This window comes from Nocardioides caricicola, from assembly GCF_039541135.1.
GTDB classification, from domain to species: Bacteria; Actinomycetota; Actinomycetes; order Propionibacteriales; family Nocardioidaceae; genus Nocardioides; species Nocardioides caricicola.
In genome coordinates this window covers 152,669-174,016 of record NZ_BAABFQ010000004.1, presented here as the reverse complement: position 1 = coordinate 174,016, position 21,348 = coordinate 152,669, and the positions used below count along the sequence as shown (strand labels likewise).

The 21,348-nt window shown below is 71.6% G+C and carries 20 protein-coding genes and 3 tRNA genes; 13 read left to right on the top strand and 10 right to left on the bottom strand.

All coding sequences use genetic code 11. The features are described from left to right. Positions 1-333, bottom strand: a complete 333-nt coding sequence (locus ABD875_RS07965; RefSeq protein WP_345173069.1) for a DUF6457 domain-containing protein — start codon at positions 331-333, stop codon at positions 1-3. A 25-nt stretch (positions 334-358) separates the two neighbouring features. Beyond that, the gene (gene mobA, locus ABD875_RS07960) at positions 359-940 is read right to left on the bottom strand and encodes a molybdenum cofactor guanylyltransferase (protein WP_345173066.1); all 582 of its coding nucleotides are present in this window, start codon (positions 938-940) and stop codon (positions 359-361) included. A gap of 18 nt (positions 941-958) precedes the next feature. Here mobA and ABD875_RS07955 point away from each other — a divergent pair, with 18 nt between their 5' ends. From ABD875_RS07955 to ABD875_RS07940, 4 genes are all read left to right on the top strand, one after another. Further along, positions 959-1,723 (top strand): carbon-nitrogen hydrolase family protein, encoded by a 765-nt coding sequence (locus ABD875_RS07955; protein WP_345173063.1) that lies wholly within the window; start codon positions 959-961, stop codon positions 1,721-1,723. Between the two features lie 11 nt (positions 1,724-1,734). Then, positions 1,735-2,796, top strand: coding sequence for a hypothetical protein (locus ABD875_RS07950; RefSeq protein ID WP_345173060.1), 1,062 nt, complete (start codon positions 1,735-1,737; stop codon positions 2,794-2,796). A 56-nt stretch (positions 2,797-2,852) separates the two neighbouring features. Beyond that, on the top strand, positions 2,853-3,083 hold the full coding sequence (locus ABD875_RS07945; protein WP_345173057.1) for a biotin/lipoyl-binding carrier protein: 231 nt from the start codon (positions 2,853-2,855) through the stop codon (positions 3,081-3,083). A 42-nt stretch (positions 3,084-3,125) separates the two neighbouring features. After that, a tRNA-Ser gene (locus ABD875_RS07940) sits at positions 3,126-3,213 on the top strand. Positions 3,214-3,218: 5 nt separating this feature from the next. On the opposite strand, the gene ABD875_RS07935 is transcribed toward ABD875_RS07940, so the two are convergent. Beyond that, positions 3,219-3,602: a hypothetical protein gene (locus ABD875_RS07935; RefSeq protein ID WP_345173054.1), complete on the bottom strand. Its 384-nt coding sequence runs from the start codon at positions 3,600-3,602 to the stop codon at positions 3,219-3,221. A 109-nt stretch (positions 3,603-3,711) separates the two neighbouring features. On the opposite strand from ABD875_RS07935, the gene ABD875_RS07930 reads away from it, so the two are divergent. Continuing rightward, the gene (locus ABD875_RS07930; RefSeq protein WP_345173051.1) at positions 3,712-4,188 is read left to right on the top strand and encodes a hypothetical protein; all 477 of its coding nucleotides are present in this window, start codon (positions 3,712-3,714) and stop codon (positions 4,186-4,188) included. A gap of 75 nt (positions 4,189-4,263) precedes the next feature. Then, positions 4,264-4,354, top strand: a tRNA-Ser gene (locus tag ABD875_RS07925). 583 nt (positions 4,355-4,937) lie between these two features. On the opposite strand, the gene ABD875_RS07920 is transcribed toward ABD875_RS07925, so the two are convergent. Then, complete coding sequence (locus tag ABD875_RS07920; RefSeq protein WP_345173048.1) at positions 4,938-5,900, bottom strand: LuxR family transcriptional regulator; 963 nt, start codon at positions 5,898-5,900, stop codon at positions 4,938-4,940. 204 nt (positions 5,901-6,104) lie between these two features. Then, positions 6,105-7,925: a phosphoenolpyruvate carboxykinase (GTP) gene (locus tag ABD875_RS07915; RefSeq protein WP_345173045.1), complete on the bottom strand. Its 1,821-nt coding sequence runs from the start codon at positions 7,923-7,925 to the stop codon at positions 6,105-6,107. 339 nt (positions 7,926-8,264) lie between these two features. On the opposite strand from ABD875_RS07915, the gene ABD875_RS07910 reads away from it, so the two are divergent. Further along, positions 8,265-8,337 (top strand) — tRNA-Arg (locus ABD875_RS07910). A 59-nt stretch (positions 8,338-8,396) separates the two neighbouring features. Then, the gene (locus tag ABD875_RS07905) at positions 8,397-9,338 is read left to right on the top strand and encodes a serine hydrolase domain-containing protein (RefSeq protein ID WP_345173043.1); all 942 of its coding nucleotides are present in this window, start codon (positions 8,397-8,399) and stop codon (positions 9,336-9,338) included. Positions 9,339-9,359: 21 nt separating this feature from the next. Here ABD875_RS07905 and ABD875_RS07900 read toward each other — a convergent pair whose 3' ends face one another. Continuing rightward, a complete protein-coding gene (locus ABD875_RS07900) occupies positions 9,360-10,562 on the bottom strand; it encodes an endo-1,4-beta-xylanase (RefSeq protein WP_345173040.1) in 1,203 nt (400 codons plus the stop codon). Positions 10,563-10,687: 125 nt separating this feature from the next. Between ABD875_RS07900 and ABD875_RS07895 the strand changes: the two genes are divergently transcribed. Beyond that, on the top strand, positions 10,688-13,192 hold the full coding sequence (locus ABD875_RS07895) for a family 78 glycoside hydrolase catalytic domain (RefSeq protein WP_345173037.1): 2,505 nt from the start codon (positions 10,688-10,690) through the stop codon (positions 13,190-13,192). Here ABD875_RS07895 and ABD875_RS07890 read toward each other — a convergent pair. From ABD875_RS07890 to ABD875_RS07880, 3 genes are all read right to left on the bottom strand, one after another. Further along, entirely contained in the window at positions 13,189-14,253 is a 1,065-nt protein-coding gene (locus tag ABD875_RS07890) for a M36 family metallopeptidase (RefSeq protein ID WP_345173033.1), read from the bottom strand. The two genes, ABD875_RS07895 and ABD875_RS07890, sit on opposite strands and share 4 nt — an antisense overlap. 84 nt (positions 14,254-14,337) lie before the next feature. Continuing rightward, on the bottom strand, positions 14,338-14,859 hold the full coding sequence (locus ABD875_RS07885; RefSeq protein WP_345173030.1) for a cupin domain-containing protein: 522 nt from the start codon (positions 14,857-14,859) through the stop codon (positions 14,338-14,340). Next, the gene (locus ABD875_RS07880) at positions 14,856-15,785 is read right to left on the bottom strand and encodes an MBL fold metallo-hydrolase (protein ID WP_345173028.1); all 930 of its coding nucleotides are present in this window, start codon (positions 15,783-15,785) and stop codon (positions 14,856-14,858) included. Before ABD875_RS07880 ends, ABD875_RS07885 begins: the two co-directional genes overlap by 4 nt. Before the next feature lie 119 nt (positions 15,786-15,904). Between ABD875_RS07880 and ABD875_RS07875 the strand changes: the two genes are divergently transcribed. After that, positions 15,905-17,146: a multidrug effflux MFS transporter gene (locus tag ABD875_RS07875; protein ID WP_345173026.1), complete on the top strand. Its 1,242-nt coding sequence runs from the start codon at positions 15,905-15,907 to the stop codon at positions 17,144-17,146. Here ABD875_RS07875 and ABD875_RS07870 read toward each other — a convergent pair. Next, on the bottom strand, positions 17,037-17,972 hold the full coding sequence (locus ABD875_RS07870; protein ID WP_345173024.1) for a LysR substrate-binding domain-containing protein: 936 nt from the start codon (positions 17,970-17,972) through the stop codon (positions 17,037-17,039). The two genes, ABD875_RS07875 and ABD875_RS07870, sit on opposite strands and share 110 nt — an antisense overlap. Before the next feature lie 298 nt (positions 17,973-18,270). Between ABD875_RS07870 and ABD875_RS07865 the strand changes: the two genes are divergently transcribed. The 3 genes from ABD875_RS07865 (at position 18,271) to ABD875_RS07855 (ending at position 21,348) form a co-directional block, all read left to right on the top strand. Next, on the top strand, positions 18,271-19,194 hold the full coding sequence (locus ABD875_RS07865) for a LysR family transcriptional regulator (protein WP_345173022.1): 924 nt from the start codon (positions 18,271-18,273) through the stop codon (positions 19,192-19,194). 133 nt (positions 19,195-19,327) lie between these two features. Further along, entirely contained in the window at positions 19,328-20,179 is an 852-nt protein-coding gene (locus ABD875_RS07860; protein WP_345173020.1) for a calcium-binding protein, read from the top strand. Between the two features lie 131 nt (positions 20,180-20,310). After that, positions 20,311-21,348 carry a nucleotide kinase domain-containing protein gene (locus tag ABD875_RS07855; RefSeq protein WP_345173018.1) on the top strand — a complete coding sequence of 346 codons (1,038 nt, stop codon included), beginning with the start codon at positions 20,311-20,313 and terminating at the stop codon, positions 21,346-21,348.

Here is a 21,348-nt window from a genome sequence, read left to right as displayed (position 1 = left end):
TCAGTCCCGCTCGAAGACCTCGCCGGTGTGGTCGACACCGCTGTCGTCGGGCACCGGGACGCTGACGTCCACGTCGAGCGGGTCCGGCGCGTCGGCCGGCCGGTCCCACCCGTCGGCGAGGCGCTGCACCTTCGCGGCCAGCGCCTCCAGCTGCTCGGGGTCGGCGTCCTGCGACCCGGCGGCGAAGCCGAGCAGGAAGGTCGTGACCGGCGCGGCCGGCCGGGCGACGTTGTGCGCCGCGGTGCGAGCCAGGTCGAGGATCAGGCCCTCGTCCAGCTCCGTGTCGACCTCGAGGACGTCGCTGAGCTCGTCGATCCAGTCGTGGAGGTTCACAAGGGCCAGATTTCTCCACCAGGACTCAGTCCGCAACCCCCGGCAGGCCCTGATCCCCGGAGAGGTCGCGCAGGTCCTCCCAGGTGTCGACGTCGCGACCCTCGTCCCCGTCGGGTCCGACGTCGACGAGGTCGAGCGCGCTCAGCAGCCGGTGCAGCGGCATCCCGTGCTGGTGCTCGTGGTCCGGGCGGACCGCGCGCAGCCGCGCCGCGTCGAGCACGCCGGCCAGCTGGCGTCGGCCGTCCGCATCGGTCAGGAACGCCCCGTCGTGGCCGGCCGCGGCCTCCTGCAGCCGGCGGAACGTCCACGAGGACACGCGCGGCATGTCGACCGCGAGCACGGCGACGGTCGTCGGGGTGCGCACCAGCGCGTCCAGCCCGGTGAGCAGGGCCGCGACCGGGCCGCCATGGCGCGGGTCCTCCCGGGTGAACGTGACCGGCTGGGTCGTCGGGACCGGGTCGCCGACGACCACCACCTCGTCCGCGTCGAGGAGCGCGTCCAGCGTGTGCTCGAGCAGGGTCCGGCCGAGGTACTCGACCGAGGCCTTGTCGGCGCCGTCGAGGCGCACCGCACGACCACCCGCAAGGACGATCGCGGCGAAGGTCATGTGTGGCAGTCTCGCACCGTGGCCAGCCTGCACGTCGCCCTCGTCCAGCACGCCTCCGGCCTCGAGTCCGAGGCGAACCGCCGGCTCCTCGACCAGCTGACGCCCGCCGGCGCCGACCTCGTGGTGTTCCCGGAGGCGTTCGCGCGCGACTTCGGCGAGGCGGGCTCCGACGTGAGTCCGTACGCCGAGGCGGTGGACGGTGCGTTCGCGACCGAGCTCGGCCGGGTCGCCGGCGAGCGGGGCACGACCGTGGTCGCGGGCATGTTCGAGCCCAGCGCGGACCCGGAGCGGCCGTTCAACACGCTCGTGGTCCGGGGCGGCGCGGAGGCGACGTACCGGAAGATCCACCTGTACGACTCGTTCGGCTACCGCGAGTCCGACCGGCTCGCCGCCGGCCCGACCGACCCGGTGCTCGTCGACGTCGGCGGGTTCACGGTGGGGCTGATGACCTGCTACGACCTCCGGTTCCCCGAGCTGGCCCGTGCGCTCGTCGACCGGGGCGCCGAGGTGCTGGTGGTGCCGGCCGCGTGGGTGGCCGGGCCGCGCAAGGTCGACCACTGGCGCACGCTGGTCCGCGCGCGGGCGATCGAGAACACGGTGTTCGTGCTCGCCGCCGGGCAGCCCGGCCCGCGCTACTCCGGCCACTCGCTGGTCGTGGACCCGCTCGGCGACGTGCTCGCGGAGGCGGACGACGACGCCACGGTGATCACCGCGACGCTCGACCGCGAGACCCTCGACACAGCCCGCAGGACCAACCCCTCGCTCGCGAATCGCCGAATGTAACCTCACCTCCCGTGTCCAGGTCCGCTCCGCGTCGTCGTGCCGAACGTCCGCCGACGCGTCGGGCGCGAGCGGCGGACGACGCGCGGGCCGGCGTCGAGCGGTTCGCCAGCTCCCGGATCCCGCTCGTCGCCGCCGTCCTGGTGGTGCTGGCCGGTCTCGGCGCCCTGGTGACCTGCGTTGCCGAGCTCGGGCCGGCCTGGCTGTGCAGCGCGGGCTCGGTGGCGGTCGCCACGGCGTACTCCTGGGCGCTCGCCGCCCGCACCGGCGGCCGCCCGGTCGTCGTCGGGACGCTGGCGCTGGCGATGGGTGTCGCGGTGGTGCTCATCGACGACGACTCCCTGCGGACCGGCGCGGCCGTGCTCACCTGTGTCGTCTCCGCGGTGCTCGCGGTGATGGCGACGGTCCCCGCGGTGCGGTTCCTGCAGACCGTGCGTGAGGTCGTGATCGCGGTGGTGATCGCGGCGATCGGCGCGCTCGCCACCATCGGGTTCGAGCCGGTCGTGACCGTGACCCGCTTCGAGTACGTCACGCTCGGCCTGGCGCTGCTGGGCGCGTTCGCGCTCGTCTACCGGCTCGGCGCCGGCCTGCACGGGCTGGGTCGCCGCGGCGTCGTGATCGTGCTGATCGGCACGGCCGTCCTCGCGCTGACCCTGGCCTACGCCGAGCTGCTGCGCCGCTACGGCACTCCCGGCCTGGTCGGGACCCTGCTGGACGCGGCCGCCTGGACCCGGGACAACCTCGGCGCGTTCCCGCGCCCGCTCGTGGCGGTCCTGGGCGTTCCCGCGCTCGCGTGGGGGGTCCACATGCGAGCCCGCCGCCGTCAGGGCTGGTGGGTCTGCGCGTTCGGCGTGACCGCGACGGTCCGGGTCGCCAACTCGCTGATCAACCCCGCGGCGACGCTGGAGGAGGCGGCGCTGTCGGTGCTGTACGGCGTCGTGGTCGGGCTGGTGCTCGGGTTCCTCGTCATCCGCCTCGACGTCGCGCTCACCGGGCAGCCGGGCAGCCGGAGCCGCCGCGCGGAGGAGGCCAGCGCCCTGCGCCCCGAGCCGCCCCGCACCCGGCCGCTGCTCTGAACCCGATCTCGGGCACGGGTTCTCGGGTACGGGCCGGTAACGGCTAGGTTCGCTGCGTGGCACGAGAACAAGTGGTCGAGATCGTCGCGGAGATGGTCGCCAACGTGATGACGGTGGCAGTGGCTCCGGGGGAGCGGGTCGAGGTCGGCGACACCGTTGTGCTGCTGGAGTCGATGAAGATGGAGATCCCGGTGCTGGTCGAGACGCCCGGCACCGTCCGCGCGGTCAAGGTCGCCCCGGGCGACGTGGTGCAGGAGGGTGACGTCCTCGTCGAGGTCGTGCTCTAGCCACACTTACACTCATGGTGCTCCGGCGCCTGCGCCGGACACGGAGGGGTGCCGGAGTGGCCGATCGGAACCGCCTTGAAAGCGGTCGTAGGGAGACCTACCGCGGGTTCGAATCCCGCCCCCTCTGCCAGAGCCCTACTCCGAGCCACCCAGCTCGAGCTCGACCTCGTCGTACACCAGGTCGTTGACCCGCTGCACGTGGTGGGCGAGGTCGGTGAGCAGCCGGAGCAGCTCGCTGCGGACCAGCTCGACGTCCGGGTGCTCCAGTACCTGGGGTCCCAGCACGCTCAGCCGGCCGAGGAGGGCGGTGCGCTCGCGGAGCATGCTGCCGCTGCGGGCGGCCAGCCAGCCGTCGTCGGCGTCGCCGGCACCGGCGACCAGCTCGTCGCGGACCGCGGCCATCCGCTGCCGCACGGTCCACCGCCAGCTGCCGAGGGACGCCCCGGACCGGCCGGGGGCGTCGAGTGCCTCGTGGAGTGCCGCCGTCGCGGCCGACATGCCGGTCATGGTGACGGTCATGGTGCCTCCCGGTGGACCGGAGCGGTGGGGGACTTCGAGTGTCACCCCGGGGCCCCCTCGCGACAACCCCGGTGACCCGACCAAATGCCGTGTCTTGTTCAATCAGTTCGTGTCCGCCCCGCTCGACGACCTGCCCGTGTCCGACTATCGCCTCGCGCCGGCGATCGGCGTCCGGTTCGTCGGCGGACTGCTGGTGCTCGTCGCGGTCCTGGTCTTCGCGACCACCCTCCTCGTCGGCCTCCTCGACCTGCCGGGCTGGCTGATGCTGCTCGCCGCCGTGCTCGGCCTGCTCGCGGTCGCCGTCGGCGGGTACGTCGTGACGCGGCGGATCGCCGTGGTCCGGCTCGGCGCGGACGGCTACCGCGTGCGCCTGGTCCGGGGTGTCGGCGTCGCAGCCGCGGGGTGGAAGGACGTCCGCGAGGCGGTGACCAGCACCGATGGGGTCGGCGCTCCCGTCGTGGTGCTGCGGCTGCGCGACGACCGGGCGACCACGATCCCGGTCCGGGTGCTCGCCGCCGACCGGGAGGACTTCGTGCGGGACCTGCTCGCCCACCTCCAGCGCGGCCAGGGGATCCGGCCGCTCTGAGCGCGGCACGAGTCCGCTGCGGGGGCCCTGATTGGTCACCCGCCGCACGCTCCTTGTAGCCTGTGCGGGCTGTCGGGAGGCGTCGCCTAGTCCGGTCTATGGCGCCCGCCTGCTAAGCGGGTTTGGGGCTAAAACCCCATCGAGGGTTCAAATCCCTCCGCCTCCGCAGTCACGAAGCCCCGTCCGGGGGACCCCTCCGGGCGGGGCTTCGGCCTGCGCGGGGACTTACGGGGGTTTTCGGACGCTCCTCGACCGTTCCGCCCCGAAGGGGTGAAGCGCGGGGATCTTGCGGTGGGTCGGGTATCCCCGGGCGAGAAATTGAGGTACAACTCTTCGTCGGACATCTTCTTCCTGGCCCCTCATCCATGCCTGCAGGATCCTGCAGTTATGTGCAATGCACATTTCTGAGGGACCAATCCGTTCGTGCTTCCGGCACTCCACCGACGACACTTGTCGTACCGGGTCTTCCGTGGGACCCGATGACACAAGGTGGAGAGGGAATCATGAACATTGCTCGTAAGGTCGCCGTCGCCGTTCTCACCGCGACGCTGAGCGTCGGTCTCGTCGGTATCGCCGCTCCGGCGCACGCCGACTTCAGCTGGAACCGCGTGGGTCGCTGACGTAGCCCAGATTCGATCGAGCCGGGGGCCCGACTCACCCCCCACCTTGTCCGGCCCCAGCGCCACCCCCCAGGCCCGGCTCGATTCTCAACGAGGACAGTGACCATCGGTCACTGTCCTCGTTGCATTTCAGTCTTGGGTCTCGTCCGGTGACTCGGCGCCGGAGATACCGAGCCGGCCGAGGGTGTAGCCGAGCTGGAACCGGGTCTCCGCCTCGAAGTCGTCCTTGAGGTCGGCGACGTAGCCCGCGTAGGTGCGCGGGCTGACCCCGAGCCGCTTGGCCGAGACCGGGTCGGAGTGGCCCTCGATCAGCATCCGCATGGTCATCGCGCGCTGCTCCTCGGCGATGCCCTTGACCACCGACGCCTCTTGGCTCGTGAACGGCCGGGCCCGTTCCCAGGAGCGCATGAACACGTCGACCAAGTAGCCGACGATCGTGGGTTCGTGAATCGCAAGGGCGGTCTCGGTGCCGGCCGCGCTCGGGATCACCGCCGTGCGCCGGTCAACGACGATCATCCGGTTGAAGAACTCGTCCTGGGTCCGCGTCTCGCCTCCGAGGGGCGTCAGTGCGGCAACGTACTCGCGGGTGGCGGTGCTGCGCCGGGCGCTGTGTTGGTACAGCGTGAGGATCCGGACTCCCCGCTCGAGCATCGTGCGCTCGACGTCCAGCACGTTCGCGAGGCCGGAACTCACGTCCTCGCCGCTCCCGCGGTCGGCCTGAGGCTGAGCGGTGAGCACCTCCTCCTCGGCCTCCGGGACAATGGTGTGGAGGAAGGCGTTGATCTCGTCCTTGCCGTGGAGATAGCGGAAGGGCCCGCTGCTCTCCGAGGTGCTCGGGGCGCGGCGCCAGGCCTGGGACAGGCCGGTGAACGCCTGCGCCCACTGCGCGGACTCCTGGAGCAGCTCGGCGCCCTGCTGGCTGAGCGGGGTGACCACGCGGGCCTGCACCAGGCCGGGGTCCTCAGCGACCCAGGTGTCGTTGGTCGGATCGAGCCGGATCAGCCCCATGCCGCGCAGCTGCTCGAGCGCGGTGTGGAGCTCGCCGCCGTCCGCGATCCGCGGCTCTCCCGCGACGATGCCTCCGGAGCTCACGATCTCTTCGTAGAGCGCGGTGCTCGCTGATTCGAAGAGCGCACGGTCCTCAGGGCCGTACGTGTCCACGCAGCCCTCCCCCTCTCGCCCGAGCCCCCGTTCCGACGAATCCTGTGACCCCGATGATTCCACAGGGCCCAAAGAAGTCGGGCCCCGTCCACGCGACGGGGCCCGACTCCTTAAAACTGTGTCTCAGTCAGTGAGTCACTCGCCGAGGCGGGCCCGCAGTCCGTCGAGCTCGGTCCAGAGGACGGCCGGCAGGTCATCACCGAACTTCTCGAACCACTCCTGGATCTGCGGGATCTCGGCCTTCCACTCATCGACGTCGACCGCCAGCGCGGCGGCGAGGGCCTGCGGGGTCATGTCGAGACCGTCGGTGTCGAGCGACTCCGGCGTCGGCACGTGGCCGATCGGCGTCTCCACCGCGGCGGCCTGGCCCTCGATGCGCTCCACGACCCACTTGAGGACGCGGCTGTTCTCACCGAAGCCCGGCCACAGGAAGCCGCCCTCGTCGTCGCGGCGGAACCAGTTGACGTAGAAGATCTTCGGCAGCTTGGCGGCGTCGTTCTCCTTGCCGACCGAGATCCAGTGGTTGAAGTAGTCGCCGGCGTTGTAGCCGATGAACGGCAGCATCGCCATCGGGTCGCGGCGCACCACGCCGACCGCGCCGACCGCGGCCGCGGTGGTCTCCGACGACAGCGTCGCGCCGAGGAAGGTGCCGTGCGTCCAGTCGCGCGCCTCGAAGACCAGCGGGACCGTCGTCTTGCGGCGGCCGCCGAAGAGGATCGCGTCGATCGGCACGCCGCGCGGGTCGTCGTACTCCGCCGCGAGGATGTCGCACTGCTTGATCGGGGTGCAGTAGCGCGAGTTGGCGTGGCTGGACAACTCCGGGGAGTCCGGCGTCCACGGCTCGCCCTTCCACGAGGTCGCGCGGGCCGGCGGGTTCTCGAGACCCTCCCACCAGATGTCGCCGTCCTCGGTGAGCGCGACGTTGGTAAAGACCGAGTTGCCCTTGTTGATGGTCCGCATCGCGTTCGGGTTGGTGTGCTCGTTGGTGCCGGGCGCGACGCCGAAGAAGCCGTACTCCGGGTTGACCGCCCACAGCCGGCCGTCCTCGCCGATGCGCATCCAGGCGATGTCGTCGCCGAGCGTCTCGACCTTCCAGCCCGGGATCGTCGGCTGCAGCATGGCGAGGTTGGTCTTGCCGCACGCGGAGGGGAACGCCGCGGCGATGTACTTCACGACGCCCTGCGGCGAGGTGAGCTTGAGGATCAGCATGTGCTCGGCGAGCCAGCCCTCGTCGCGGGCCATGACCGAGGCGATGCGCAGCGCGTAGCACTTCTTGCCGAGCAGCGCGTTGCCGCCGTACCCGGAGCCGAAGGACCAGATCGCGCGCTCCTCGGGGAACTGCACGATGTACTTGGTGTCGCTGCACGGCCACGCGACGTCGTCCTGGCCGGGCTCGAGCGGCATGCCGACCGAGTGCAGGGCCGGCACGAACTCGGCGTCGAGCTCCGTCATCCGCTCCAGCACGGCGGTGCCGACGCGGGCCATCACGCGCATCGAGGCGGTGACGTACGCCGAGTCGGTGATCTCGATGCCGAACATCGGCTTCTCGGCCTCGAGGTGGCCCATCACGAACGGGATGACGTACATGGTGCGACCGCGCATGCAGCCGTCGTACAGACCCCGCATCAGGGTCTTCATCTCCTCGGGGTCCATCCAGTTGTTGGTCGGACCCGCGTCGCGCTTGTCGACCGAGCAGATGTAGGTGCGGTCCTCGACGCGCGCGACGTCGATCGGGTCGCTGGCGGCGTAGAAGGAGTTGGGCTTGATCGCCGGGTTCAGCCGGGTGAAGGTGCCGGTCGAGACGAGGGTGTCGGTGAGCTCGGTCCACTCCTCGTCGGAGCCGGTGACCCAGTGGATCCGGTCCGGCTGGGTCATCGCGGCCACCTCGGTGACGAAGTCGAGGATGCCCTGGTGGGTCGTCGGATGGGTCGTGGTGGCTGCCTGGGTGGCGGTCATCAGCTGTTCCTTCTCGCGCGCTTCGCGGATTCGTCCGGCGTCGTTGTCGGCGACTGGAGGTACCCCGAGATCGACGCACAAGCGCGCTCCGACCCCCGTGAGTGGGGCGACAGTACCCTCGGATTCTCTCGACGGAACATTGGATCGATCAATGGACCGTGGGACGCGTCACATCCCTTGTTTTGAGCGGGATTCTCGCTCTTCGAGGTGCATGCCTTCGGCCTTTTCGAGACCCAAGCCCGATGCCGGGGGGAGCGGGTCGCGGGTCCCCCGGATTTCGTGCGGTCGCGAGGGTTCGGCTATCCTCGTCCAGTCGCTCACCCGTGTGGTGGGCGACGGGCGCCCGTAGCTCAACGGATAGAGCATCTGACTACGGATCAGAAGGTTTGGGGTTCGAATCCCTACGGGCGCGCAGGACCCGAAGCCCGCACCGCCAGGTGCGGGCTTTCTGCTTGTCGGCATAGTGGTCGCATGCTGGAACGGCTGGGGACCACCCACTTCGGTGACGCGGCGTGGGGACTCGCCCTGCTGGCCGACGGCGAGGTCACGCACGCGAGCCACCGGCTCCCCGAGAACGGCGACGCCGAGATCGGCTCGATCACGAAGGGCGTGACCGGCCTGCTCTACCGCGATGCGATCACGCGCGGGGAGGTGCAGGCCGACGACCTCGTGGAGAAGCACCTGCCGCTCGCCGGCTGCCCCGCGGGAGCCGTGACCCTCGGCTCCCTGGCCGAGCACCGGTCCGGGCTGCCGCGGCTGCCCGTCGTCCCGGACATGACCGGACGCTCCTGGCGGCTGTGGCGACACCAGCAGAACCCGTACGGCGACACCCTGGCCGAGCTGCTCGAGCAGACCCGGGCGACCCGCGTGGGCAAGCCGAAGGCGCGGTACTCCAACCTCGGGTTCGAGCTGCTCGGTCACGCCGTGGCTGCCGCGGCCCACAGCACCTACCGCGAGCTCGTGCGGGCCCGGGTCGCCGAGCCGCTCGGCCTGACCAGCTGGTACCTCCCGACCACCCCCGGCGAGCTCGGCCCGAACGCCGTGGCCGGCACCTCTCGCCGTGGCAAGCCCGCCGAGGCGTGGACCGGCGAGGCCCTCGGCCCGGCCGGAGGGATCCGCTCGACCCTGGCTGACCTCACCACGTTCGCCGCCGCGCTGCTCGACGGCACCGCACCCGGTGTCGACGCCCTGGAGCCGACCCGCAACTTCGCGGGCCCCGCGGTGCGGATCGGCTCCGCATGGATGACCACCCGGATCCGCGACCGCGACGTCACCTGGCACAACGGGGGCACCGGTGGCTGGAGCTCCTTCATCGGGCTCGACCGGGAGGCCGGCCGGGCCGCGGTCGTCCTCCTCGGGCGAGCGCGGTCGGTGGACAAGGTCGGCATGGAGCTGGTCGCGCCGGCCTCGTAGCCCGCCCACACCTCCGTGGACCTACCGGGTCTTCTCGACCTTCCAGAGCGGCTCGCGGTCCGGGGCGTGGCGAAGGGCTCCGGAGATCGCCTGGTAGGCCGGCTTCGGACGCAGCCTCCGGTCGAAGGCCAGCGGACGCCGGTGGCTGCCGTCCTCACGCGGCTGGTCCTCGTCGAGCCAGGTGTACCGGTCGGTGAGCCCGAACGCGACGACGACCTTGACGTTCGTGTCGTCCAGCGTCACGTCGAGGTAGCGGCGGTAGACATCCGCGACCCTGCGGTCGCGACGGATGACGTCCTTCGGCAGGCCCGCGTCGAGGACGTCCAGCTCGGTGATCAGGACCGGCAGCCCGCGGTCGGCGAGCTCCTGGAGGAACGCGCGGTAGCCCGTCGCGTCGAACCTCCGCCCGAATCCGTCGGCGAGGAGGTGGCCCTGGATCCCGACGGCCTGCAGGGGCGCACCCTGGTCGATCAACCGGTCGATCGCCCTGAGATAGGCCCGGCGCCGGGGTTCCGGCCGGTCACCCCACTCGCTGACGGTCTCGAAGCCGAACTCGTTGATGATGCGCAGTGCGTCCGGGTCCTGCTCCTCCGCGATGTGGAAGCACTCGGCGACGTAGCCGGGCCCGATCGTCTGGTACCACGGCACGCTCCTCCGGAAGCCGTGCTTGTCGGCCCGCTCCGGGCCGCTCACCTCGTTGGCGACGATCCACCCGTTGACCCGGCCCCGGTAGTGCGCGACCTCCCGCCGCACGACGCCGTACAGCAGCTTCTCGGCCTCCGCGCGGCTGATTCCCCAGAGGTCGTCCTCGCTCCAGCCCCCTCCGAAGCCCTCGTCCCACACCAGGTGGGCGGCGATCACCAGCTGCTCGTTCTTCTCGGCCAGGCCGACGACCCTGTCGCCGGGCTCGAAGTCCAGCGGTGCCTTCGGGCGCTTCTTGAGCCGGTGCCAGAGCAGGTCGTCCTCGGTGAACAGCAGGCCGGCCTCGCGCCTGTGCAGCGCGGTGTAGCCCCGGTCGAGCTGCCAGGTCGCGATCGAGGAACCGAACACGATGCCTTTCGCGGCGGCCTGCTCCCACAGCGGCGGGCGGCCGGTGGACGGGATCCGAGGCGCCGCCACGGCGGGAGCCGGTCCGACGAGGCTGCCTCCGACGGCCAGCCCGGCCGCGGCGCCGGCGGCACCGGCCAGCAGGGATCGGCGGGCAATGGGCTGTGGGTCGGACATGGCGGCTCCCGGGGTGGTGACCCGAGGCTACGGCGGAGCCGCAGGAACGCGTATCGGCGCGGATGATCCCACCCATCGCTGCGGGGTCGGTTCCGCCCGGTCGTACGCCGCGGTTGGCTGGGCGGGTGACCGCACCCACGCACCTGCGCGCCGAGCACCGGGCCGACGCCCTCGGGATCGGCGAGCGCCGGCCCCGGCTGTCCTGGCGGCTGCCCGACGGGGCGACGCGTCAGCTGGCGTACGAGCTCGACGGCGGTGAGCGCGTGGAGTCCGTAGCCAACGTCCTGGTGCCGTGGCCCGGAGCCGCGCTCACGTCGGGCGAGCGCCGCGAAGTGCGGGTGCGGGTGTGGACCGACCTCGGCGAGAGTGCGTGGTCCGAGCCGCTGGCCGTCGAGGCCGGACTGCTCGACGCCGCTGACTGGCAGGCGCAGTGGGTCGCGCCGACCGCGGAGCCCGGCCGAGCGCCGGAGCGGCCGGCGTACCTGCTGCGCGGTGAGGTGGTCGTGGACCGGCCGGTGCGACGGGCGCGGCTGTACGCAACGGCGCACGGGACCTACGAGGCCACGATCGACGGAGTCCGGGTCGGCGACGCCGAGCTGACGCCCGGCTACACGGAGTACACCGTGCACACCCACGTGCAGACCTACGACGTCACGGCGCTGCTGTCCGAGGGCCGCCACGAGCTCGGCGCGCTGCTGGCCGACGGGTGGTACCGCGGCCAGGTCGGGATGACCCGCGCCAGCGACCAGTGGGGCGACGTGACCGCGTTCCTCGCCCAGCTCGTCGTCGAGCACGAGGACGGGACGCGCGCCGTGCACGGCACCGGCGCCGGCTGGGAGTGGTCGGCCTCGCAGGTCGTGGTCGCCGACCTCATCGAGGGGCAGCACGAGGACCGCCGGCGGTTGCCGGCCTGGTCGCCGGTCGCCGTCGTCGAGCGCGGGTACGACGCCCTGACGGTCTCGCCCGCACCGCCGGTGCGTCCGGTGGAGGAGGTCCGACCACTGTCGGTGACCGCGCTGCGGCCCGGTGTCCACGTGGTCGACCTCGGGCAGAACATCAACGGCCGGGTGCGCATCGACCTGCACGGATCGGATGCGGTCCTCACCCACGCCGAGGCGCTGGGGCCGGACGGCGACGTGACCACCGACCACCTGGCGCCGGACGTGCCGTTCCTGCCCGAGCCGCTGACCGCCGGCCAGGTCGACCGCGTGAGCGGCGGCGGCGAGGTGTTCGAGCCGCGGCTGACGACGCACGGGTTCCGCTACGTGCGGGTCGAGGGTCCCGAGCACCTCGCGTGCGGCGACGTCACCGGGGTCGTCGTGCACACCGACCTGGAGCCGCGCGGCTCGTTCCGCTGCTCCGACGAGCGGCTGCAGCGGCTGCACGACGCGGCCGTGTGGAGCTTCCGCGGCAACGCCTGCGACATCCCGACCGACTGCCCGACCCGCGAGCGCGCGGGGTGGACCGGCGACTGGCAGGTCTTCGCACCGACGGCGACGTACCTCTACGACGTGGCGGGGTTCTCGCTCAAGTGGCTGCGCGACCTCGCCGCCACGCAGTGGGAGGACGGCACCCTGAACAACATGGCGCCGATGCCGCCCGCCGAACGGGCCGGCTTCCTGGCGACGCTCAACGGCTCGGCCGGGTGGGGCGACGCGATCGTGCTGGTGCCGTGGGAGCTGTTCGGGGAGTACGGCGACACCGCGGTGCTGGCGGAGATGTGGCCCGCGATGGTGCGCTGGCTCGACCGCGCCGAGCGGATGGCCGCGACCGCGCACCACCCCGACCGCGAGCCGAACCCGTACCTCTGGGACACCGGCTTCCACTGGGGCGAGTGGCTGGAGCCGGGGGAGGAGCCGGCCGACTTCCCGGCGTTCGTCGCCGCCGACAAGGCGATCGTCGCCACCGCCTACTTCGCGTGGTCGACCCGGCACGCGGCCGCGATCGCGTCCGTGCTCGGCGACGCGGAGGCGACCGGCCGCTACGCGGCGCTGTCGGAGCGAGTCGTGGCGGCCTGGCGGGCCGAGTTCCTCGGGAAGCCGACCACGCAGGCGAACCTGGTCCGCGCGCTCCGGTTCGGGCTGGTGCCCGACGAGCTGCGCGCGGAGGCAGCCGACGACCTCGCCCGGCTGGTCCGGGAGGCGGGCACGCACCTGGGCACCGGATTCCTCGCGACGCCCGACCTGCTGCCGGTGCTGGCCGACCACGGGCACCTCGACGTCGCCTACGACCTGCTGCTCCAGGACACCGCGCCGTCCTGGCTGACGATGATCGACCGCGGCGCCACCACGGTGTGGGAGCGCTGGGAGGGCGTCGACGAGGACGGCGTGCCGCACGAGTCGCTCAACCACTACTCCAAGGGCGCGGTCATCTCGTTCCTGCACCGCTACGTCGCGGGGCTCCAGCGGCTCGAGCCGACCTGGCGCCGGTTCCGGGTCGCACCGCGTCCGGGCGGCGGCATCACGTGGGCCGACACCCACCACGACTCACCGCACGGCCGGATCTCGGTCGCGTGGGAGCAGGGGGAGACGTTCGCGCTGGCGGTCACCGTGCCGCCGGGCTGCACGGCCGAGGTGGTGCTGCCCTCCGGGGCGACCGCGACGGTCGGCCCCGGAGAGCATGCGTTCTAGAAGTAGATGCGCCGGGCGGCGAACGCGTCCCGCACCGCCTCGGCCGCGCGGCGGCCGTCGCGCGCGAGCGCCGTGTCGTACGTCGCCTTCGCGGCCGCCTGGAACGTCGTGTCCGCGGCGTAGCGGAACTGGCTGTCGACCAGCGTCGTGTCCCAGGCGCGGCTGCCCAGCCCGAGCGCGGCGTACCGCTGACGCGCGTCCCACAGCGCCGCGCTCCAGATGGTGCCGTCGAAGTGCACCTGGTTGCGCCGGTCCTCCAGCACCCGGTCGGTGTCGATGCGGCGCAGGCAGTGCGGCGTCGTGGAGGTGTAGGAGACCGCGTCCCAGTCGGCCACGCACGGCTCCGGGGCGAGCACCGGCCAGCCGTACTGACGGGCGGCGTCGAGGCCGACGGTCACCGCGAGGTAGTCGCCGAAGGCCTCGCCGATCGCGCCGGCGTCCACGGTCGCGCCGAACCCGGCCACCTGGGCGTCGTGCACCGCGTGGCCGTACTCGTGCACGATCACCTCGGCGTCCTCCGCGTCGTCGACGCCGCCCTTCCCGAGCCGGATGTAGTCGTGCTTGTCCCAGGAGTAGGAGTTGTCGACGCCGTACTGGTCGATCCGCACGTCCTGGCTCTCGGCGTTGACGGGCGGGAGGGTGCTGCCGAAGCCGAGCGACTGGAGGTACTCCTGCGCCTGGTTGACCCAGAAGTACGTCATCACCTGCTCGAAGCGGTCGTCGTCGCGGGTGTAGGAGAACGTGTTGGTGGGGCTGTACGCCGGGTCGCCGGTGGCGCTGCGGACGTTCACCCACCGCCCGACGAGGTAGCCGGAGCCGTCGAGGTTGCGCAGCGGCACGGTGGCGTACGCCGTCGCCGGGACCGCCGCGGCGGCGTCCTTCTGGTCGGTCAGCGTCTGGTCGCCCGTCGACTGGACGGGGTTGACCATGAACACGCTGCCGGTGCCGGTCGAGCTGCCGCTGCCGGGCTTGGTGGCGTCCGCGGGCGCTGCGAGCGCGGCTCCGCCGAGCAGGCAGGACGTGGCGATGAAGACGGCTGAGGTACGACGGACGTGGGTCATGCGAGCCCTCCCGAGACCGGACACCGCGGCCGGCGTCCCCTTGGAGGGCACATGTCGCGCGACGGCCGCTGCGTTACCTCGGGGTCACCTCGGGCCGCCGTGCATGAGGCCGTCCAGCGGCAGCGTCGCGCTCAGCTCCTCGTCGAACTCGCCGTCGACGAGCACGAACACGACCTTCGCGGTGACGTCGCCGCGGTTGGCCCAGGCGTGGTCGGTGCCGCGCTGCACGACCACGTCTCCGGCGCGCAGGGTCACCTCGGAGTCGTCGAGGACGAGCGTGATCTCTCCCTCGAGCACGATCCCGTAGTCGATGGACGCGGTGCGGTGCACCGGCGACTGCAGGCCGCGCTCGTCGAGGTGACCGGGCGCGAACTCGTTGATCCGGATCTTCGTGCCGCGCGGCGGCGGGGGTACGGCGAGGTCGCGCTCGGTCGGGTCCGGCTCGACCGCCCGGACCACGGCCGGGGCGCCCTCGGTGTTCCAGATCTCGTGGAAGTGCACGCCGTCGTCAGGGAGCTCCCGCGACACCGGCACCGGGCCGTCGGACAGCACGACGGAGACGCCGTCCGGGGTGTGCCCGGTGACCACGCGGCGGGGGACGCTCATGCGTGGGTCTCGATCGGCTGGCCGCCGTTGAGCGCGACCATCTCGGACCACAGGTGCGGGATGTTGAGCGGGTGGTCCACCCGGTAGTCGGTGGTCTCGGCGTAGGCGCGGTGCAGGTTGCACACGACCCGCTCGCTCTCGGGCCAGTCGCGGTACGGGCTGTCCGTCGCGGCCTTCTGCGCGGCCTCGAGCGGGGTGAGCCCGGCGGCGTACGACTCGGCGGCGAGCGCGGCGATCCAGTCGACGTACTGCTCCTGGCGGTCGAGCAGCTCGAGGACCTGCTCGCCGCGGCGCACCGGTCCGTGCCCGGGCAGCAGCACCTCGGGGGCGAGCTCGCGCATCCGCTGGGTGGCGCGCTTGAAGCCGAGCATCGAGCCGTCGAGGAAGATCGGGTGGCCGCCGGCGAAGGCGAGGTCGCCGGCGAAGAGCACCTTCTCCTCCGGCAGCCACACGCCGATGTCGTGCGAGGTGTGGGCCGGGCCGAGGATCGTCAGCTCGACCGGACGCTCCTGCAGGTGCAGCGTCACGTCCTCGGTGATCGTGACGTCGGGCGGGCGGACCACGAGGTCGCCGTAGTCGGCGGGCAGCTCGTGGGTCGCGGCGAGTCCGGCGCGCAGCACGCCCTCGCGGCAGTGCCGGTGGCCGATGATCGTGGTGGTCTCGGGCAGGAAGCCGTTGCCGTAGGTGTGGTCGGGGTGGCTGTGGGTGTTGACCGCGATCCGCGGGCCGCGGGAGACGCCGGCGATCTCGGCGAGGAACGCGCGGTTGCGCTTCTCGGTGGAGGTGGTGTCGACGATGACGGCGTCGCCCGAGGCGTCGGTGACGACGCCGCAGTTGTTCACCATCCAGCCGCCGTCGGGCTGCACGAAGGCGTAGACGCCCGGCGCCATCTCCTCCAGGTACGCGTTGCCGTCATCCCAGGTCATGGCTCAAGTCAGCCCCACGCGGCCGGGCGCGACAAGGGAGCTGGGCATCGCGTGCGCCGATCACTGGCATCCACGATCAGCGCGTTCCGGCGTACTCCCCGCGTTGCGAGACTCCGCTGGTGTCGACTGTCCGGTGGCCCACCCTGCTCGTGCTGGCCTCGCTCGCCGCGGTCGCGCCGGTGGCGACCGACCTGTACCTCCCCGGCTTCCCGGACCTCGGCGACGACCTCGGCGCCGGCGCCAGCGCCGTCCAGCTGACGCTGACCTCGTTCCTCGTCGGGCTCGCGCTCGGCCAGCTCGTGATGGGCCCGCTCTCGGACCGGTACGGCCGCCGCCGCCCGCTGATCGCCAGCGCGGCGGTCTGCGTGGTGGCTGGCGTCGCGTGCGCGCTGGCGCCGAACCTCGTGGTGCTCGTCGTGGCGCGCTTCGTGCAGGGTCTGGCCGGCGCGGGCGGGATGGTGATCGGCCGGGCGGTGATCTCCGACCTGGTGACCGGGCGGGCCGCGGCGAAGGCGTTCACGCTGATGCTCACCGTCGGCGGTGTCGCGCCGGTGCTGGCGCCGCTCGTGGGCGGGCTGCTCAGCACCGTGGTCGGCTGGCGCGGCATGCTCTGGACCGTCGCCGGGCTGTGCGCCGCGATGCTGGTCGGCGTCGTGCTCGCGCTCCGCGAGACGCTCCCCGCCGAGCGCCGCACGCGCGGCGCCACGTCGTACGCCGCCGTCGTACGTGCTCCCGGCTACTGGCCGCCCGTGGCGGTCCTCGCGCTGTCGTTCGCGATGATGATGGCCTACATCTCGGCCTCGCCGTTCGTGTACCAGAACGTCGTCGGGCTCTCCGCGATCGGCTACGGCATCGCGTTCGGCGTCAACGCGGTCGGGCTGATCTCGACGGGCTGGGTGACCGCGCGGCTGGTCGACCGGGTCGATCCGCGCCGCCTGGTGCGCGCCTGCGTGAGCGTCCAGGTCACCGCGACCGCGACGTTCCTGGTGCTCGCCCTCGTCGAGGCGCCGACCTGGCTGCTGCCGGTCCCGATCTTCGTCGCGGTCGCCATGAACGGCGGGGTGATGGGCAACTCGGCAGCGGCGGCGATGTCGCAGGTCCGCGAGGTCGCGGGCACCGGCAGCGCGGTGCTCGGCTGCACCCAGTTCACCCTCGGGGCGCTGGTCTCGCCGTTGGTCGGGCTCGGCGGCGAGCACTCCGCCGTCGTACCCGCCCTCGTGATGACCACCGCGTCCGCGCTGGGCTGGCTGGTCAGTCGAGCGCGTCCTCGAGATCGATCGCCACGTCGTGGAGCAGGTGACGGAGCCACACCACCGCCGGGTCCTTCTCGCGGCGTGGGTGCCAGTGCGCCGCCTCGGTGATCCGCACCGGGTCGATCGGCGTCTCCGCGATCACCAGGTCGAGCACCGCCGCGCACCGGCGTGCCAGCCGGGACGGGACGAACGCGCACATGTCGGTGCCCGCGACCGCGAACGGCAGCGTGAGCAGGCTGGTCACCTGGACCAGCACGTTGCGCTCGGCGAGGCCCTGGTTCTCGACCGCGACCTCGAGCGGGCGACGCTGGTCGCCCGCGGCGGCAAACTCCGCGACCGCGTGCGGCATCGCCCGGAGGTCCTCCAGCGTGAGCCGGCCGTCGCGCAGCCGCGGGTGGTCGCGGGTGACGAGGCAGACCAGCTCGTCGGTGAACACCGGCTGGGTCCGGCCGGGGAAGTCGAAGCCGAGCGGGGCGACCACGAGGTCGCGCCGCATCAGCTGGGTCTCCACCTGGTCGCGGCGTACGTCGAGGGGGTCCAGCGCGACCGTGCAGCCGGGCGCCTGCTCGGCGAACTTCCGGGTCAGCGGCTCGGCCAGCACCGTCATGGCGTACTCCGACATGCTCACCGCGAACCGCTTGGTGCTGGTGTTCGCGTCGAACTCGCGCTGGTTGCCGAGCAACGCCTCCGCGGCCTCCACCGCCTCGGCCACGACCGGCCGCAGCTCCTCGGCCAGCGGCGACAGCTCGAACCCGCGCCCCGACCGCACCAGCAGCTCGTCGTCGAAGTGCTTGCGCAGCCGCCCCAGCGCCCCACTCATCGCCGGCTGGCTCATCGTCATCCGCTCCCCGGCGTGCGTGAGGTTCCGCTCCTCGAGCAGCGCGTGCAGCGCGAGCAGCAGGTTCGCATCCACACCCCGCAGCCGTTCCCTCACGCATGCACCATAGTGATGACCGTTACAGAGTGGGTCGCGGTGGTTGAGGTGCGAGCGAAGCGAGCGAGCCCCGGTGGTTGAGGTGCGAGCGAAGCGAGCGAGTCCCGGTGGTTGAGGTGCGAGCGAAGCGAGCCTCGAAACCACGAAGGCAACACGGTGGTTGAGGTGTGAGCGAAGCGAGCGAGCCCCGGTGGTTGAGGTGCGAGCGAAGCGAGCCTCGAAGCCACGAAGGCAACACGGTGGGTGAGGTGCGAGCGAAGCGAGCCTCGAAACCACCACCCAGGAGAAAGGACGAGCGATGCCCCTCGGCGGCACCGACCTGAACCTCCTGCTCCCGCTGAAGGTCCTCCTCGAGGAGGGCAACGTGACCCGCGCCGGGCAGCGCCTCGAGCTGAGCCAGCCCGCGATGAGCGCGGCCCTCGCCCGCCTCCGCCGCCGCTTCGACGACGAGCTCCTGGTCCGCGCCGGCCGCGACTACGAGCTCACCCCGTTCGCCCGCGACCTGCTCCCCGAGGTGCAGCACGCCGTACGCATGATGGGGGCCGCGCTCCAGCTCGAGGAGGAGTTCGACCCGGCGACCAGCCCGCGCACGTTCCGGCTGACGATGAGCGACTACGCGATCGCGGTGGTCCACGAGCCGCTGGTCCGCCTCGTCGAGGCCGAGGCCCCCGGCGTACGCCTCGTGATCGGCCACCTCGGCCCCGAGTCCCGCTCGTCGGACCGGGTGCTGCTCGACAACGACGCGCTGATCGCCCCGCTCGGCTTCGGCTTCCCGGGCATGTCCCGCCCGCTGTGGCGCGACCGGATGGTCGTGATCGCCGACCGCGCCAACCCGCGCCTGGTCGACGGCCGCCTGACCATGGCCGACCTCGCCGAGCTCCCGCACGCCGTCGGCTCCTTCGGCCCCGGCGTCCTCACCCCCGTCGACCGCGTCTTCGGCGACCACGGCATCGAACGCCGCATCGCCCTGACGGTCTTCGGCTTCCTCCCGCTCCCGTTCGTCATCGAGGGCACCGAGATGGTCGCGGTCGTCCCCGAGATGCTCGCCCGCATGCACGTCCGCGACGGTGGCGCGATCGTGGTCGTCGAGCCGCCGTTCGGGGAGGTCGTGCTGCCCGAGGGCTACTGGTTCGCCGAGGACCGGTTGTCGGATCCGGCGCACCGGTGGTTGTTCTCGCGGCTGGACGCGGTGAGCGCCGAGCTCGCGTCCAGCGCCGGGTGACGTCACCAAGACAGGTGAGACCGACCTCCCGTCCCACCGCCGCCCGGTCGGGGCGCCCAGCATGGCGCTCATGCGCCGACGCATCGGATCCCTCGTAGTCGCTCTCTCGTCCGTCGCTCTGGGAGCCGCCCTGTTGTCGGCTCCGACGGCCGGGTCGGCCCGGGTCGCGGACTCGGCCGAAAACGGGGCCGAGCGGGCCACGCCGAAGCGGTTCTGCCAGGGCGAGCGGGCGACCATCGTCGGCACCGCGAAGGAGGACTGGATCCTCGGCACCCAGGGCCGCGACGTGATCTGGGCGGGCAAGGGGCCGGACACGGTCGCCGCTCTCGACGGCCGCGACCTCGTCTGCGGCGGCCCGGGTGCCGACGTCATCGAGGGCAGCGCCGGCCGGGATCGGCTGTACGGCGACCGCGGCCGGGACATGTGCACCGGCGAGGACCGCGAGCACCGCCACCACCACAGCTGCGAGACGCACCTCAACAACCTCGGCTACCAGGTCGACCCGCCCAACGCCCCCGGCGGTGGCGACCGACCCGTCCTCCACGGCAGGGCCGTGTCCCCGGCCGACGTACCCGCCGGCGCGCAGCGCGGCGGCGCCTATTTCGCCTCCGACTACCCCCTGTGCGACCCGGCCGGCATCGCCCTCACGACCGTCCACCTCGGCAACGTCTACTTCCAGACCTACTACACGAACCCGGGCTACATCGCGATCCGCCCGGCGTACTTCCGCGTCGGCGACAGCGGGTTCATGCAGGGCCCGTTCTACGAGAGTGGCTGGAGGCAGCTGAACGCCCCGGCCGACGGCAACGTCTACCAGTACGACATGGTCGGGGCCACCGTGCCGCGAAACGACCGCGTCTACTGGATCTACGAGGTCTTCTGGTGGAACGGCTTCGAGTGGACGAACTTCGAGAAGTTCGCTGTGCCCGGGCACTACCTGCAGACGACCACCGGGCCGGTGTACACGGGGGTCTGCTGGGTCTAGGTCGGCACCCGGGTTGCGTGACCCCAGTCCGCCCAGAATGTCCCACCGCGCGGAGTCTGATCGAGGGGTCGCCACGCTGACCGATCATCCGCACCGTCGTTGGGTCTGGGTTTGATGGAATGATGCCGGGCATGCTGGTTGACGCGCTCGAACAACCTCGTGTGAAGGGTGCCCAGCTCCTCAAGCCCGCCTCGGAGTGTGCAGAAATAGTCGTCGCTGGACGCCATCTGCGCCCTACTGAGGTGTTCGACACCTACTGGACCTTCGCAAGCCGTCGACAACGGATCTACAGCGCCCGCATCAACGGCGTCAGTGGCCCGTGGACCGATGATCCCATCCTGCGAGAGCATCGGTTCACCAACTGCTACCGCGCTGCCGACCGCGTCAGCCAGTACCTCATTTCCAATGTGATCTACTCGGGGAGCCAGGCGTTCGACGAGGTCGTGTTCCGAACGCTTCTCTTCAAGCTGTTCAACAAGATCGAGACCTGGGAGCTGCTTCTCGACGGCTTGGGCGAGACCCCTTCGTGGCACGGATTCGACCTCGACACGTACGACGATCTGCTCTCGCGCAGTTTCGAGGCCGGCATTCGCATCTACTCAGCCGCATACGTGATGGCGCCACCCAGGCTCGGAGCCGAGCGGAAGCACACGAACCACCTGCGTCTACTTCGCGACATCATGGTCGAAGACCTCCCGGGCGCTCTTACGGCCTCAGCGAGCATGAAGGACGCGTTTGCCGTGCTCCGTGCTCAGCCTGGGATAGGCGACTTCCTTGCTTTCCAGTACCTCATCGACCTGAACTACTCTGCAGGTCTCGACTTTGACGAGATGGACTACGTCGTTGCCGGCCCAGGTGCGAAGGACGGTATCCGGAAGTGTTTCGGCCGAGCGGCTGCGGGCATCGAGGCCGAAGTCATCGCCTACATGGCGGAGACGCAGGCCCACCACTTCGAACGTCTCGGCCTGAGCTTCGACGGCCTACACGGGCGGCCGCTCCAGTTGATTGACTGCCAGAACCTGTTTTGCGAGGTCGACAAGTACGCGCGTGTAGCGCATCCGACAGTTCCGGGACTAAGCGGTCGCACTCGTATCAAGCAGAGGTTCACTCCTCGTACGGAGCCGCTGACAACATGGTTCCCACCGAAGTGGGGCCTACGCGCGCCCTAG